The organism is Streptomyces sp. NPDC096136, assembly GCF_044763325.1.
Classification (GTDB): domain Bacteria; phylum Actinomycetota; class Actinomycetes; order Streptomycetales; family Streptomycetaceae; genus Streptomyces.
On the sequence record NZ_JBIWFZ010000001.1, the window covers coordinates 1 to 15100 of the forward strand.

Genomic DNA, 15100 nt, shown 5'->3' on the forward strand with positions numbered 1-15100 from the left:
ACCCGGCTGCCGGGTGTCACCTGGAAGTGTTCCAGGTGGCTCAGGGTCAGGGAGGCGAGGCCGGTGTGGGTGACGGCGACGCCCTTGGGCCGGCCCGTCGAACCGGAGGTGTAGATCGTGTAGGCGGTGTTCGCCGTGCTGAGCGGGGCGACACGGTCGGCGTCGGTGGGGTTGCCCAGGGGCTGTCGGGCCCACTCCTCGGCCAGGGTGTCGATCGCGACGGCGCGGGAGAGCTGCGGAGCCAGCCGATCGGTGGTGAGGACCAGGACCGGGGCGGCGTCCGCCAGCATGTAGGCGATCCGCTCGGCCGGGTACTGCGGATCGATCGGCAGGAATCCGGCGCCGGCCTTCATCACGCCCAGGATCACCGCTACCTGCTCGGCACTGCGCGGCAGTACCACCCCCACCAGAGCTTCCGCACCGATGCCCTGCGAGACCAGCCAGTGCGCGATCCGGTTCGCCCGCGCATTGAGCTCACCGTAGGTCCACGCCCCCTCCTCGGACTCCAGCGCGAGCACGTCCGGGGCGGCCTGCACCCGGGCCTCGAACAGCGCCGGGAACGTTGCGTCCGCTACTTCCCGGCACGGCCCCGGAACCAGTTCCCCAAGCCGCACCCGCTCCTCGGGAGTGAGCACCTCCAACGACCCGATCGAGCGCGCTGGATCAGCCACCACAGAGCGCAGCAGCTGCTCCCACCGCCTGATCAGCGCGTCCACCGTCGACCGGTCATACAGATCCGTCGCGAACTCGACGGTGCCCGACATGCCCGCGGGCCCGTTCTGGGCATCGTGTTCCTCATACACGCTGATGAACGCGTCGAACCGCGATGTGCCCGTCGAACGGGGCTCGCAGTGGACTTCAAGACCGGGCAGGTCGAAATGTGCCTCTTCGTTGTTCTGCAGCACGAGGGCGACCTGGAAGAACGGGTGGTGCGCGGTCGAGCGCTGCGGGTTGAGCTTCTCCACCAGGTACTGGAACGGCACGTCCTGGTGCGCGTAGGCCGCCAGGCTCGTCTGGCGCACCTGGGCCAGCAGGTCGGCGAAGGCCGGGTCGCCGGAGGTGTCCGTACGCAGTACGAACGTGTTGACGAAGAATCCGACCAGCTCGTCGAGGCTCTCGTCGGTGCGGCCGGCTGTTCCGCTGCCGATGACGATGTCGGTGCCGGCTCCGAGGCGGGTCAGCAGTGCCGCCATGGAGGCCTGCAACACCATGAAGACGGTGGTGCCGGTGCCGCGGGCCAGTTCGGACAGGCCGAGGTGCAGGTCCGCGTCGAGGCGGAAGGCAGTGGTCTCACCTGCGTTGCCGGCGATAGCCGGGCGGGGGCGGTCGGTGGGGAGGGTGACCTGTTCCGGCAGGTCTGCCAGCTGTTCGGCCCAGTAGGCGTACTGGCGGCTGAAGGGGCTGTCGGGATCGGTGTCGTCACCGAGCAGCTCACGCTGCCAGAGGGTGTAGTCGGCGTACTGCACCGGCAGGTCCGGCCACTGCGGCTCACCGCCGGTCAGGCGCGCGGAGTACGCCTCGATCAGGTCCCGGGCCAGCGGGGCCATCGACCAGCCGTCACCGGCGATGTGGTGGAGCACCAGCATCAGTACCGACTCGGTGGGGCTGAGGACGAACAGCTGGGCGTGCAGCGGCACCTGGCCGGACAGGTCGAACTCGTGGCGAGCGGCCCGGTCCATGGCTGCGGTGAGATCGGCCTGGAGGGTGGGTGAGACGTGCAGTTCGGTGCGGGCGAGATCTGCTTCCAGAATGTGTTGGACCGGCCGCCCGCCGACTTCCCGGAAGGCGGTGCGCAGGGCCTCGTGCCGGGTGACGACGTCACCGAGCGCGTCCCGCAACGCCTGCTGGTCCAGGTTGCCGGACAGCCGCAGCGCGTAGGCCATGTTGTAGGTCGCGGACGGGCCTTCGAGTCGGTGAACGAACCACAGCCGTTCCTGGGCGAACGACAGGGGGATCACGTCGGGGCGGGTGACCGGTGCGAGCAGCGGACGGGGGCCGCCCGGGTGAGGGGCCAGTCGCCGCACGAGCTGCCTCACGGTGGGGGCTTCGAACACCTCCCGCACCGGCAGCTCGACGTTCAGCGTCGCACGGATGCGGCTGGTGAGACGCGTGGCCAGCAAGGAGTGACCACCCAGGTCGAAGAAGCTGTCGTCGACTCCCACACCGGGCAGACCCAGGATCTCTGCGAACGCCCGGCACAGAACCTCTTCTTCGAAGGTGTTCGGCGTACGCCCGGCGCGGCCCGGGGTGTAGTCGGGAGCGGGCAGGGCTTTGCGGTCGACCTTTCCGTTCGGCGTCATCGGCATGCGTTCCAGCTGCACGACGGCCGAGGGGACCATGTGCTCCGGAAGAAGGGTGCGCAGGTGCTCCCGAACCCGGTGCGACGAGAATCCCTCCGGTGTAGCCGGGACCGCGTAGGCGACGAGGCGGGTGTCACCCGGCTGGTCCTGGCGGGCGACGACCACCGCCTGGGAGACGCCAGGCTGCTGCTGCAGTACGGCTTCGACCTCGCCGGGCTCGATCCGGAACCCTCGGATCTTCACCTGGTCGTCGCTCCGGCCGAGGTACTCCAACTCGCCTTGGTCGTTCCAGCGCACCAGGTCACCGGTGCGGTACATCCGCGCGCCCGGTTCACCGAACGGATCGGCGACGAAGCGTTCGGCGCTGAGTCCCGGCCGGTTCAGGTAGCCACGGGCCACGCCCTTGCCCGTGATGTAGAGCTCGCCGTCCGTTCCCGGAGGGACCGGCACGAGACGAGCGTCCAGGACGTAGACCCGGGCGTTGAACAGAGGGCGCCCGATCGGCACGTTCCGACCCGACAAGGCGTCACTCGCCGTCGCGTACACGGTGCATTCCGTCGGCCCGTAGGCGTTGATCATCCGGCGGCCCGGGGACCAGCGCTCCACCAGCTCGGGCGGGCACGCCTCACCGATCATGGTCAGGGTGTTCAGCTCCGCCAGGGCCGACTCGCTTCCGGCGGGCAGTGTCTCCAGCACCGAAGCCGTGATGAAGGCGTGGGAGATGCGCTGATCAGCCATCGTCCGCATGAGCTCGCGGCCGGCCAGCCCGTCTGCTCCGGTCAGGACCAACGCGGCGCCGGATGCCAGCGCGAGGAATATCTCCGATACGGAGGCGTCGAAGCCGAGCGAGGCGATCTGCAGGATGCGGCTGCCCGGGCCCGCTGCGCAGCGGTCGGCCAAGGCCGTGGTCAGACTGGCGAGTCCGGTGTGCGTGACACTGACGCCCTTGGGCCGGCCGGTGGAACCGGACGTGTAGATCGTGTAGGCGAGGTCGTTGACCATGAGCGGCGCGACACGGTCGGTGTCCGTGGGGTTGGTGGCGGGTTGCTCACCCCACGCCTCGTCGAGCGATTCGAAGGCGACGACCTCACAGTCCGTGGTGGACAGCCGCGTGCCGGGTCCGGCCGCGCCCAGCAGCAGGGCCGGCTGCGCGTCGTTGAGGACGAAGTCGATGCGCTCGGCGGGATAGGCGGGGTCGACCGGCAGGTATGCGGCCCCTGCCTTGACCACACCGAGCACGGCGATGATCTGCTCGGCGCACCGGGGGAGTGCCACACCGACCAGTTGTCCTGGGCCGATGCCGCGCCGGATCAGCGAGTGCGCCGTCCGGTTGGCGCGTTCGTTGAGCTCCGCGTAGGTGAGGGAGATGTCCCCGGCTTCGAGCGCCAGGGCTTGCGGAGTCGCCTTCACCTGCGTCTCGAACAACTCTGGTGCGGTGGCGTCGCGGATGTCCTGGCGAGGGTTCCTTCCCCAGTCGGACAGCATCCGCTGTCGCGTTCGGGGCGGGACGGGCCCGACCGCGTCGGCTCCGGGGCGGAGGGTCTCAGTGAACCGCTTGTCAGGGGTGGCCATGAAGACTCCACTAAAGAGGAGGAGCGACCCGGCCCAGAATCAGAGCTTCCTTACTGGATCTCATGTCCGGACCGGAAATTGCACGACGGGTCGACGCTGCGGACGAACCGCAAAGCCATGGGGATCTCCGATGGATTCACTGGAGCCTCTTCGGAGGTATCTCCCCTCGGGATCTTGGTGATCCTCACTCTGGAATTCGGCCTTGTCAAGTGGGGCAACCATGCTGGCAACCGCCTCGCTCGGGGCCTTCTTCCGTAGAACTTCCCTACACCGGAATCTGTAATTCCGAAAGCGGGTGTTCAAGTGTCCATTTTCGCCGGGGTGCGGCGGAAGCCTTATTCTGCATGCTCGCCGGCACCCCGAGTCGGAGACCCCACTTCCGGCCTGCGGGGCTTTCCTTGACGCATATCCCGCTGGTGTGCGGTGATGTGTTGCCGATGATGTACCCCGCGGCTCGCAGAACGAGATGAGAACACCACATGCAGCCTGAATTCAGAGACGACGGACCAATCTTCGACATCTTGGGTGTTGGTTTCGGGCCCTCCAACCTGTCCTTGGCCGCGGCGATCGACGAGCACAACTCGACCGTGCCGAGCACTCCTCTGCGCGCCGTGTTCGTCGAACGCAAGCGGTCCTTCGGCTGGCATGAGGGGATGCTGCTCGACCAGGCGACCATGCAGGTCAGCTTCCTCAAGGACCTGGCCGCGATGCGCAACCCGCGCAGCCGGTTCACCTTCTTGACGTACTTGCACGAGCGGGGCCGGCTGGTCGACTTCGTCAACCACAAGACCCTCTTCCCGCTGCGCATCGAGTTTCACGACTATTTGGAATGGGTGGCCGGCCAGTTCACCGACCTCGTTCACTACGGTGACGAGGTGGTGGACGTGCGCCCCGTCGAGGCCGACGGCAAGATCGCCTGGCTTGATGTGGTCTCACGGGACGTGGACGACCCCACTGTCGAAGTGGTGCGCAGGACCCGGAACCTGGTGATCGCCAGTGGCCTCGTTCCGTTTCTCCCTCCGGGAGTAGAACGCACCGACCGCATCTGGCACAGCTCAGAGTTCTTGGATCGAGCGGCGGAACTGAACGCCGCACCGGCCACCTGCACCGTCATCGGAGCCGGGCAAAGTGCCGCCGAGATCGCCGGATACCTCCATGAGAAGTTCCCGCAGGCCCACGTCCATGCGGTCTTCTCGCGCTACGGGTACAGCCCTGCTGACGACTCGCCGTTCGCCAACCGCGTCTTCGATCCAGCAGCCGTTGACGAATTCTTCGCGGCGCCCGCTCATGTGCAGCAGAAGTTCTTCCAATACCACGCGAACACGAACTACTCGGTGGTCGACCTGGAACTCATCCAAGACCTGTACGCCCGGGTCTACCGGGAGTCGGTACGCGGCGAGCCGCGCCTGCACATGCACCACATGACAGAAGTGGAAACCGCCGCCTCAGAGACCGGTCGTGTTCGGCTGCGGCTGAAGCGTCTGACCAGCGGTGAACGGGTCGATCTCGATACCGATCTCGTGATCTACGCGACCGGCTACCGGCCCATGGATCCGCTCGGCGTTCTCGGCAGCGTTGCCGGCCTGTGCAAGCACGACGCCTCGGGTCGCCTGCGGGTGCAGCGGGATCACCAAGTGGTGACCGAGGGGTCGGTGGAGTGCGGGATCTATGTGCAGGGCGGCACTGAGCACACCCATGGTCTGTCGTCCTCGCTGCTGTCGACCACGGCCGTCAGGGCCGGTGAAATCGTCCGATCCATTCTTGACCGCGAGCCCCGGGGCACGACCCCGAGGTGCTCGAACACTCTCTGAGGGAAGGGCCGGCAGTGTACGTTCCGGAGCAATACGAGGCGCAGGATCCCTCATGGACGCGTGAACTGATCCGTTCGAACCCCTTGGCCCTGCTCGTGACCAACGGGCGGGAGCAGCCGTGGGCCACTCATGTCCCTGTGATCCTCGCCGACGAGTCGAACGGCAGCGACGGAACCCAAGACGATCTCGTCGGGCGCCGGATCCTCGGACATATGAACCTGCTCAATCCTCACTGGGCTGCACTGTCCGAAACCGACCAGGCCCTGCTCGTCTTCCACGGACCGGGGTCCTACGTTTCGCCCACCGTCTACGAACGAACGCCTGCGGCGCCGACCTGGGACTTCGCCTCGGTCCACGTCCACGGCACGCTCCGTGTCATCGACGAACCCGACCGCCTCCGAGAGATCATGCACGCCACAGTGCGTGCCTTCGAGACCGACGTCGGCACGGGCTGGGACATGACCGGCTCGCTGGAGTACTTCGAGCGCCTTCTGCCGGGGGTCCGCGGGTTCGAGATCGCTGTCCGTGGCGTCGACAGCATGTTCAAGCTCAGCCAGGAGCAGCCGGCGGAGACGGTGACCAAGGTGATCGACAACTTCCGCGGGAGCGAAGTCAATCGACAGCAGGAACTCGCGGCGCTGATAGAGCGGGCAGCGTGCGGGACGCCGGATCACACGGCGCCCCGGTCCTGAACCCATCACAACCCGGAGGACGAAGAATGCAACGCACGATGCTGAAATCGAAAATTCATCGAGCCACTGTGACCCAGTGCGATCTGCACTACGTGGGGTCACTGACCGTGGCCGAGGATCTGATGGAGGCCGCGGACCTCATCGAGGGCGAGCTCGTCCACATCGTGGATGTCAACAACGGTGCACGGCTGGAGACTTATGTCATCACCGGACCGCGCGGCAGCGGGATCATCGGTGTCAACGGCGCCGCCGCCCGGCTCGTCCACGAAGGCGATCTGGTCATCATCATCTCGTACGCGTCGGTCGACGACGCTGAGGCCCGCGCCCTGCGCCCCAGCGTCGTCTTCGTCGACGAAGCCAACCGTGTCCTCGACGCAGGCACCGATCCGGCAGCCGTCCCGCCAGGTCATGGCCTGACCTCCGGGGCTCAGTAAGCCCCCTTCGTGACCGGCGATCGCACCGACCGGCCCAGCGATGAGGAGAGGGTGACAGGTTCCGTGCAACCGCCCGGACTGGTCACTTGCCCACCTGGCTCGCCGTCACGCCGATCGGCGCTCCAGTGCCTCCGCGAACGAGCTCCAGTCCTGGGCGCAGGCGCGGGCGAACTCCGCGACCGTGGGCCTCGCGTGCGGGGGGACCTGCTCCAGGAACTCGGTCCACTTCTCCTCGCTGGTCGCGTGCGAGCCCAGCCAGTGCAGGAGGGCTCGGCGGGCCTCGTGGAAGCGGAGCGAGGGGTCCTTGCACAGCTTCTGCATGATGTCCGAAGGCCGTCCGGCAGCCTTGGCGCGCGGTGCGGATCGAGCCACATCCGCTGCGCCTGGCCGCGCTGCCAGGGCCTTCTTCTCAGCACTCTGCCGGCTGGGGACGGGGTTCTGGCCGCGCCGGAGGCGGTCACGCACGTCGCGCACGGTGGCGGGAGCGATGCCCGCGGCCCTGGCGATCTCTCGAAGGGACGCCTCCGGCTGCTCAGCCATGAGCCGGCCGGCCAGCCGGCGCCCCTCGGCCGCATTGATGGGGCGCACCTTCCCGTCCCGCCCGATCCGCGATCCGGTGGGCGACTCGGGGAGTTCGCGCTGCCGGATGCCGCTTACGGTGGTGGCGGAGAGCCCGGCGGTGGCCGCGATCGCGCGATCCGACCAGTGGGGATGGGTGCGCATGATGCGGCGTGCCGCGGCAGTGCGGTCCGCCAGGGTGAGCGGCAGGCCGTGGGCGTGGTTGGCCTTCACCGCGAGTAAGAAGGCGGACTCCGTGTCACCGTCGAAGAAGGTGACATCGATGTCCTGCCGGCCCCGCAGCCGCGCGGCCAGCAGCCGGTGCTGACCGTCGATGACCCTCATCGACGGCCTGTGGACCAGGATCGGCGGGAGCGGACCGTCGACCTGCGCGAGGGTTTGGGCATGGTGGCTGTCCGTCCCGGCGAGTCTGGGCGACTCCCCGGGTAGGAGCGAGCTCACGGGAACACTGCTTACACAGGGCTCCGGGGAGACCGTGGAGGGACTTTCCGTCCCCTCCAGGTCTACCGGATCTGCCCCAGCGACTTGATTCCACACGACGATTGTTCTTCCCCGTTTTTTTGTGCGGCTGATCTTGCTGCTGAAACGAATGGGCCGAGGGCCCCTCGACACCTAACAGCTACGTAGTTCCAGGGTGCAGCACTTGGCGCCGCCTCCTGCCTTGAGGAGTTCGGACAGGTCGAGACCGATCGGCTCGTAGCCGCGCTCCTCGAGTTCACCGGTCAAGCGAACTGCCGAGGAGGAGATCAGGACGTGCTGCCCGTCGGAAAATGCATTGAGGCCGAATACGAGGGCGTCGTCCTCGGTCGCCAGGATGGCCTCCGGGAACAGCTCCTGCAGGATCTTTCGGCTGCTCTCCGAGAACGCCTCCGGGTAGTACATGACTTCATCGTCCGAGAGCACGGCAAGAGCGGTGTCCAAGTGGTAGAAACGCGGATCCACGAGGGTGAGTGAGATCACCGGGATCCCGAAGAACGCCTGGGCCTCGGCATGGGAACGGCGATCGGTCCGAAATCCGGTACCCGCCAGGAGGTTGCGGCCGACGAGCAGATAGTCCCCCTCGCCTTCATTGATGTGATCGGGCCAGTGGACGTCGCTGAATCCGTTGTTCCTGAACCACGACAGGTAGGCCGGGCCTTCTGCGGTCCGCTCGACACTGCGAAAGCGTGCCCCGAAGACGCGCCCGTCCACGACCGTCGCGCCGTTGGCGGAGAACACCATGTCGGGCAGGCCGGGGAGCGGATCGATCGTCTCCACGGTGTGTCCGAGCTCGCGATACACGTCTCGGAGCCGCTTCCACTGGGTCATGGCGAGCGCGCTGTCCGTGGGCTTCTCCGGCGCCATCCACGGGTTTATCGAATAGGTGACATCGAAGTACCGCGGGGCGCACATCAACAGACGACGCGGACGTGCGGTGCGTCCCAGGGGTGGAGCCGGTTGTACGAGTACGGACTCGTGTGTGTCATTTTCTGTGGGCACGGGAACTCCTTGCTTTCGGCTGTCCCGCGGCCGAGGAGCCGGCCGCGGGACAGCTCAGGATGGATCTAGGTGAGGGCGCCGGGGCTAGTTGCCTTCCATGGCCGTGACGAGGCTGTTGGGGCGCATGTCGTTCCAGTTCGCCTCGATGAACTCAAGGCATTCCTGTCGTTCGGCACCCCCGAAGGCGATGTCCCAACCGTCGGGCACGTCGGCAAATTCCGGCCAGAGGGAGTACTGGCCCTCCGCGTTGACCAGGGCGTAGTAGTTCGCATTCGTGTCCTCGAAGGGATTCGACATGTTGCTGTTCACCTTTCTCGACTCGGCTTATGCCGGAATATTTTCGGAGAAGTTGCCCAGGCGGGTCAATAGGTCATCGACGAGGGCCCGAGCGTGATCCAGGAGGTAGAAGTGACCTCCGTCGAAGGGCCGCGCGCTGAACTCCGGTCCGGATACCGCGGCCCAGGCCGCGACCGAGTCGGCGTCCAGCTCTGAATCCTGCGTTCCGTAATACGCGGTGATCGGAGCGTTCACCCCGGCTCCCGCCTGCGTCGCGGTGTAGCCCTCCACCAGCTCGTAGTCGGCGCGGAGCGCCGACAGGACCAACTCGCGCAACTCCGGGTCGTCGAAGGTGCTCGAGTCGGTCCCGCCCAGGCGTGCCAGGTCCTCGAAGAGCGCGAGGTCGCTGGCGCCGGACATGGGACGTACGTGTTCCCGGCCGGGTCCCGATCGGCCGGAGACGAGGAGGGCCGACACCGGGGCGCCATGCTCGGCCTGCAGTCGCAGGGCGGCCTCGTACGCGACCGAAGCCCCCATGCTGTGGCCGAAGAACGCCAGGGGCGTGTCCAGAAGGCGCGAGCAGGATCGGACAACGGGGTCGACGAGCTCGTTCATCGTTTTCGCGAAGGGCTCGATGAGCCGGTCCTCCCGGCCCGGATAGCGAACCGCCAGAAGCTCCACGCCGGCCGGCATGAGTTCGGCCCAGGGGCGGAAGAAGTTCGCGGAACCTCCCGCGTGGGGGAAACACACCAATCTCACACGCGGGTTCCGGCACGGCCGCACCGTCCGAAACCACGGATCAGCCTGCACGTCATTCTGGCCGAGCATGGTAAATCTCCCTGATTTCGTGCGAATGAACGCTCTTGAAGATCGTTTCTTACGTGATCGACTTGCCGCGATGGAGGAGGGGGCGGTGACCAGGGGGCCGCCGACGGGTGCGGCCGGCGTGGTCGGAACGGCCAGGGGGGCGCTGCACGTGCATGTGCTCCATGGGTGTCAAAGGGACGGCCGGGGCGAGGCGGGTGGCAGCGACCGGAGCGATGCGTCCCGGGCGCCCCGGCTCGGCTTCCCCACGAATGGCGAGGAGTTGCCTCCCGCTCGGGCGTCACCGAATCTAGGCCGGATGCGACGGCGAGGCTGAACACTCCGTGCGGAATCGCTTGATGATCAGTGAGCTTCTTCAGCGCTGGGTGGGAGTGGCCGGCCCGGCCGCCGGCGCCCCGCTGGCACTCGGCGAGGGTCGCTGATCCCGAAGCCGGCGGCGGTCTACACCGGAGTGGTGTGCTCTCGTAGGCACACCGGTGCCACCACCGCCCGCCGGGACGGACGGAGCGGTGGAGGCGTCAGACATCCCGATCAACAGCTCGGGAGCCTCGCCCGTTGCGCTTCACGGCCCATCACCCGATCGGTGGCCAACTCGAAGAAGCTCAGTGCACGGAATTCGGTCGGGCTGACGCCGTACGCCTCGCGGAAGGAGCGGCTGAACACCACCGGTCCGCTGAAGCCCCAACGGGCGGCGATGGCGCCCACGGGGCGCCCGCGGAGGGCCGGGTCGGCGAGGTCCGCGCGGCTCTGCTCGAGGCGGCGGCGTCGTATCCGGGCGTGGACGCCCTCCCCCTGTCCGTGGAAGAGCTGGTGGAGCGTGCGCACCGAGATGTGGTGGTGGTCGGCGACGGCCGCGGGGTCCAGCTCCGGGTCGCCGAGGTTGTGCTCGATGAAGGCGTGGATCCGCTGCACCAGCCCCTGCGCCCGGACTTCGGCGGGGAGCAGGCCCTCGGCATCCACTTCTTGGGCCAGGCACGCCGCCGCGAGCTCGACGGCGGTCCTGCTGAGACGCCGCAGCTCCTCGGGCGTGCATTCGGCGCCGTGGTCTTCGAGTGAGGTCATGAAGGACGCCAGGATCGCGGCCATGCCCCGGTCGCCCGGTATGCGCCGGGCCAGCACCTGGTCCAGGCGCCGGGTTCGTAGCGGGAGGATGTCACGGGGCAGCATCAGGATCGTGGCCTGCGCTTCGCCGCCGGTGGCGTGCATCCGGTTGTCGGAGGGCCGGGAGGTGTCCCAGAGCATGAGGTCACCGGCTCCGATGGTGCACTCGCTCCGGTGCTGCGACAGCGACGTGGCTCCTTTGCGTAAGAGGGCCAGCTGGTACTCCTCCGGGTCCCCGCGCCGGATCATGGAGGCCGTACGCCGCGAACGCAGCGGCGACAGGGAGAACCTCGCCGCGCGGATCTCTCCCAGGTCGAGCACCGCGGCCTCACCCTGGAACGCGGTGGGCCGCTCGCAGCTGAGCGCGGCGGGCATCACCTCGCTCGATACGATGTCGGAGTACCAGTCGAACCGATCTCCCGCCGGTATTTCACGCGTTGACACCACTGACCACATTCCGCGCCCCCTGTTGGATCTCTTGACAAGACCAGGATGCAGCTGAATGATCGCTACCCGCCGCAAGCTGATCGGGCGTGTCCCCCCGCGCGGACGCCCGCACACCGTCGGTGGCAGCAGCCAGTAGGAGGAGTGCCGCGGCCCCGCTCCAGGAGGGCGGCCGCCCACCGCGGTGCGGACGCCGCCAGGCCGGGCTCGACCTGCGCGACCTCCTCGAGTGACCCTCTGCGTCGACCGCACGGGCATCCCCTGGCGCTGTCTCCCGCAGGACTACCGCCCCACCGAATCGACCGCGCCCACTGCGCCCGGTGGCAACACGGCGGCAGGTTCGAGCGGCTCAACGGGCTTCTGCGCCGCCTGCTGCTCCACGCCGGGCTGGAGGCGACAACGGTCCCCGGGCGGCCCGCGAGCCCCTGTGGACCGGATCCGTGATCACACCAGCCACACAGAGGTCATCCCCTCCCTGGCCGGCGGTAACGGGGCATCAGTCGTTCTCCGGAGCCGTTGATTGCCGTGTGCAACCTGTGCGTTTTCCAGCCTTGATCATCCGGGTTGGCCGTGGATAAAGTCGCAATCGAGCGCCAGGGGGATCACCCCGGGGGACGTGCACTCGGCCGGGTCTCCGGTAGTCGGGTGAAGCAATCGCTTTCCTTCACTGTTTCCCGTGAGCGGAACCCAATACCCCTTGAGCTGCCAAGTCTGCGCGAAGGAGGTGAATCAAATGGTGGCAAACAAGCAGCTGGAAATCTCTGACCTCCAGGCCTACGAGGCTCCGGAGATCTTTGAGTGCGGCTCCTTCCAGGAGGAGACCGGCATGGTCGGCTTTGAGGGCGCTGAGCCCTTCATGCCGCAGTTCCACACCAGGTGGTGGTAGTCGTCCCTTGAAATGCAGGGCCCAGTAAGGAGGTCGAAGTGGTCGGTGTCGGTGTCGGGACGCCATATTTCGTGGTCCTGCCGGACCATGGAACCGCGGCCGCAGCGGCCGACCGGCTTCCGCCGGGCACTCTGCAGATCATGACGCACCGGTCCGGCCGGCCCTGCGTGGCCGGCCGGCCGGCCGACAACCAGCTCCTCCTGGCGGGTGAGGGCGACACCCGCCTCGCCGTCATCGGCCACTGCTCGGTGACCGCCGCCGAACTCGCGGCCACCGCTGCCAGAGTCCGCGATCCACACCAACTGGACCGGCTGGGTACCGCCTGGAGCGGCAGCTTCCACCTGATCGCCCTCATCGGCGACCGCGTCCACATCCAGGGCAGCGCCTCCGGACTGCGACGGGTCTTCTACGGCAGCGCCGGCGCCCTCACCTTCGCCGCCGACCGGGCCGACACCCTGGCCGCCCTGCTCGACGCCCCCCTCGACCGGTCCGCACTGGCCGTGCGCCTGCTCCACGCCGTACCCCACCCGCTCACGGACCGGACACCGTGGCGGAACGTCACGGCAGTTCCTCCGGGCTCGCGCCTGACGGTGTCCTCGGACGGGCGGCGGCAGACCGTGAGCCGCTGGTGGCGGGCCCCGGAGGCGGTGCTGCCCCTGGATGACGGAGCGGCGGCGCTGCGCCAGGCGCTGGAGGCGTCCGTGCGGGTGCGCACCAGCGGCGCCCGGACCATCACCACCGATCTCTCCGGCGGCCTGGACTCCACCAGCCTCACCGTGCTGGCCGCCCAGGAGCAGGCCTCGCTGACCGCCTTCACCATGGACAACCCCGATCAGGCCGACGAGGACCTGCACTGGGCCAGGAAGACTGCCGCGCAGCTGCCGCAGGTGAACCACATCGTCTACCCGGCCCAGGGACTCCCCGGCTTCCTGGAAGGACTCATCGGCGCCGACGGAACACCCCTGCCCTTCGAGCCCCTTCCCGACGAGCCCTCCAGCGTCCTGATCGGCGCCCCCCGGATGCGTGCCATGAAGGAGAGAGCCACGGCCCATGGCTCGGACCTGCACCTCGACGGCTTCGGCGGCGACCAGCTCCTGACCAGTCACCCCGGCTACGAGCACGACCTGCTGCGCAGCCGACCGCTGCTCGCCCTGAAGCGGCTGCGTACGCTGCGTGAACTCACCGGCTTCGCGTGGGGACCCGTGCTGCGCGACCTGATGGACGGCCGCTCCTACCGCCAGTGGCTGGCCGCCGAGGCCACCGCGCTGAACCACCACGGGCCGCCCCGCCCGCCCACATCGGGGGTCTTCGCCTGGGGCAACCCCGTGGATCTGCCCCGGTGGTCCACCCCCGAAGCCAGACAGATGCTCACCCGGACCCTGAGGCACACCGCCGCCTCCGCCCGGCCGCTGGCCGCCGCCCGGGGCCGCCACGGCGACCTGCTGGAGATCCAGAACACCGGCCGGATGATCCGCCAGCTCCACCAGGTGGTGGCGACGCCGGACTTCACTCCGGCCTCCCCCTTCCTGGACGACCAGGTGGTGCACGCATGCCTGGCGGTGCGGCCCGAACAGCGCATCACCCCCTGGGAATTCAAACCTCTGATCAAGGCGGCTCTGGCGGATGTCGTGCCACCCGAGCTGCTGACCCGGCGGACCAAGGGCAATGGGTCCCTGATCGCCGCCGAGGGTTTCGAGCGGCACCGTCGGCATGTCGCCGAACTCTGGGACTCCTCCGTACTGGCGGAACTGGGACTGATCGACCCCGAGCCGCTGCGCGAACTGTTCCGGCGCCCGTACTCCCACCGGCACCACGAAGGAGCCATGCTCGTGGTCATCGGCTGCGAGCTATGGACCCGGGCCGCCCTGCGGACTGCCGCCGCCGGCAGGCCGAACGGCCACTGCCCGGACGGCCTACCGGACCCGAAGACCACGGAAGGCAAGCAAAGATGACACTGAGACTGCGTCCCGATGTCTCAACGGCCGACACCGAGTACGGAACGGTGCTCTTGGACGGAGCCGATGGCCGCTACTGGCAGCTCAACCGTACGGCTTCACTCGCCTTGCGGGCCCTGCTGGAGGAAGAGACCGCAGATCAGGCGGCCCAGCGGCTGATGGCCGCGTACGACGTCGACGGGGCCCGCGCCCGCGAGGACGTCGAACGCCTGCTGGCGAAGCTGCTCGACGCCAAGCTGGTGCTTCGATGAGCGCGGTGGTGCCACACCGGGTACGCATCCGGCTCAGCCCCGGACAGCGTCTGCTCACCCTGCTCGCGGTGGTCGCCGCCGAGCGGCTCGCCCGCAGGCCGCCGGCCCAGATCCAGGCCGTCCTGATCCGGCTGCGCAAGGAGGCCCGCCCCGCCCGCTACACCGAGGCCCGTGCCGCGCGGCAGGCGGTGGTCGCGGTGAGCCTGCGCTGCGCATCCCAAGAAGGCTGCCTGCCCCGCTCGCTGGCCACCGTACTGCTGTGCCGGGCTCGCGGCAGTTGGCCGGAGTGGTCCGTCGGGGTGCGGGCCCGCCCACCGTTTCGCGCCCACGCCTGGGTGGAGGCGGAAGGCCGCATGGTCGAGGAGGACGTGGAGCGCTCCTACTTCCGCCCCCTGTTCTCGGTCCCGGCGGAGGAGGGCCGACGCAGGAACGGGAAGCGCCGCAGCTGATCCGCGGGGCGGCCGGTGCGTGCAGCGCCGTTCCACCCCGGCGAAG

General features: G+C 68.2%; 13 protein-coding genes. 7 read left to right on the forward strand and 6 right to left on the reverse strand.

Annotated features, from left to right (window positions below):
• The coding region (locus ACIRBY_RS00005) for an amino acid adenylation domain-containing protein (RefSeq protein ID WP_403893715.1) at positions 1-3725 on the reverse strand (3725 nt) is incomplete at its 3' end.
• A gap of 626 nt (positions 3726-4351) precedes the next feature.
• Here ACIRBY_RS00005 and ACIRBY_RS00010 point away from each other — a divergent pair.
• From ACIRBY_RS00010 to panD, 3 genes are read left to right on the forward strand one after another with little or no spacing between them, the layout of a single operon-like run.
• Positions 4352-5683: a lysine N(6)-hydroxylase/L-ornithine N(5)-oxygenase family protein gene (locus tag ACIRBY_RS00010; RefSeq protein WP_403893717.1), complete on the forward strand. Its 1332-nt coding sequence runs from the start codon at positions 4352-4354 to the stop codon at positions 5681-5683.
• Positions 5684-5697: 14 nt separating this feature from the next.
• Positions 5698-6375: an FMN-binding negative transcriptional regulator gene (locus tag ACIRBY_RS00015; RefSeq protein ID WP_403893719.1), complete on the forward strand. Its 678-nt coding sequence runs from the start codon at positions 5698-5700 to the stop codon at positions 6373-6375.
• Positions 6376-6401: 26 nt separating this feature from the next.
• A complete protein-coding gene (gene panD / locus ACIRBY_RS00020) occupies positions 6402-6809 on the forward strand; it encodes an aspartate 1-decarboxylase (RefSeq protein WP_403893721.1) in 408 nt (135 codons plus the stop codon).
• 105 nt (positions 6810-6914) lie between these two features.
• Here the strand turns inward: panD and ACIRBY_RS00025 are convergent, their stop codons facing one another.
• The 5 genes from ACIRBY_RS00025 to ACIRBY_RS00045 form a co-directional block, all read right to left on the reverse strand.
• Complete coding sequence (locus tag ACIRBY_RS00025) at positions 6915-7925, reverse strand: ParB N-terminal domain-containing protein (protein WP_403893722.1); 1011 nt, start codon at positions 7923-7925, stop codon at positions 6915-6917.
• Between the two features lie 75 nt (positions 7926-8000).
• Positions 8001-8867 (reverse strand): dimethylargininase, encoded by an 867-nt coding sequence (gene ddaH, locus ACIRBY_RS00030; RefSeq protein WP_403893724.1) that lies wholly within the window; start codon positions 8865-8867, stop codon positions 8001-8003.
• 84 nt (positions 8868-8951) lie between these two features.
• Positions 8952-9164 (reverse strand): MbtH family protein, encoded by a 213-nt coding sequence (locus ACIRBY_RS00035; protein WP_403893726.1) that lies wholly within the window; start codon positions 9162-9164, stop codon positions 8952-8954.
• 27 nt (positions 9165-9191) lie between these two features.
• Entirely contained in the window at positions 9192-9971 is a 780-nt protein-coding gene (locus ACIRBY_RS00040; protein ID WP_403893728.1) for a thioesterase II family protein, read from the reverse strand.
• Between the two features lie 528 nt (positions 9972-10499).
• Entirely contained in the window at positions 10500-11513 is a 1014-nt protein-coding gene (locus ACIRBY_RS00045; protein ID WP_403893730.1) for a helix-turn-helix domain-containing protein, read from the reverse strand.
• Between the two features lie 733 nt (positions 11514-12246).
• Between ACIRBY_RS00045 and ACIRBY_RS00050 the strand changes: the two genes are divergently transcribed.
• The 4 genes from ACIRBY_RS00050 (at position 12247) to ACIRBY_RS00065 (ending at position 15054) form a co-directional block, all read left to right on the forward strand.
• Positions 12247-12399: a hypothetical protein gene (locus ACIRBY_RS00050; protein ID WP_403893732.1), complete on the forward strand. Its 153-nt coding sequence runs from the start codon at positions 12247-12249 to the stop codon at positions 12397-12399.
• A gap of 140 nt (positions 12400-12539) precedes the next feature.
• Positions 12540-14351 carry an asparagine synthase-related protein gene (locus ACIRBY_RS00055; protein WP_403893734.1) on the forward strand — a complete coding sequence of 604 codons (1812 nt, stop codon included), beginning with the start codon at positions 12540-12542 and terminating at the stop codon, positions 14349-14351.
• Complete coding sequence (locus tag ACIRBY_RS00060) at positions 14348-14605, forward strand: lasso peptide biosynthesis PqqD family chaperone (protein ID WP_403893736.1); 258 nt, start codon at positions 14348-14350, stop codon at positions 14603-14605. The genes ACIRBY_RS00055 and ACIRBY_RS00060 overlap by 4 nt, the downstream gene beginning before the upstream one ends.
• Positions 14602-15054 carry a lasso peptide biosynthesis B2 protein gene (locus ACIRBY_RS00065; RefSeq protein WP_403893738.1) on the forward strand — a complete coding sequence of 151 codons (453 nt, stop codon included), beginning with the start codon at positions 14602-14604 and terminating at the stop codon, positions 15052-15054. Before ACIRBY_RS00060 ends, ACIRBY_RS00065 begins: the two co-directional genes overlap by 4 nt.
• The last annotated feature ends 46 nt before the right edge of the window (positions 15055-15100 follow it).

Excerpts from the sequence above, each read along its gene's own strand:
- panD (WP_403893721.1), top strand. The coding sequence starts at position 6,402 with ATGCAACGCACGATGCTGAAATCGAAAATTCATCGAGCCACTGTGACC.
- ACIRBY_RS00040 (WP_403893728.1), bottom strand. The coding sequence starts at position 9,971 with ATGCTCGGCCAGAATGACGTGCAGGCTGATCCGTGGTTTCGGACGGTG.
- ACIRBY_RS00035 (WP_403893726.1), bottom strand. The coding sequence starts at position 9,164 with ATGTCGAATCCCTTCGAGGACACGAATGCGAACTACTACGCCCTGGTC.
- ACIRBY_RS00055 (WP_403893734.1), top strand. The coding sequence starts at position 12,540 with ATGACGCACCGGTCCGGCCGGCCCTGCGTGGCCGGCCGGCCGGCCGAC.
- ACIRBY_RS00065 (WP_403893738.1), top strand. The coding sequence starts at position 14,602 with ATGAGCGCGGTGGTGCCACACCGGGTACGCATCCGGCTCAGCCCCGGA.
- ACIRBY_RS00050 (WP_403893732.1), top strand. The coding sequence starts at position 12,247 with ATGGTGGCAAACAAGCAGCTGGAAATCTCTGACCTCCAGGCCTACGAG.
- ACIRBY_RS00060 (WP_403893736.1), top strand. The coding sequence starts at position 14,348 with ATGACACTGAGACTGCGTCCCGATGTCTCAACGGCCGACACCGAGTAC.
- ACIRBY_RS00010 (WP_403893717.1), top strand. The coding sequence starts at position 4,352 with ATGCAGCCTGAATTCAGAGACGACGGACCAATCTTCGACATCTTGGGT.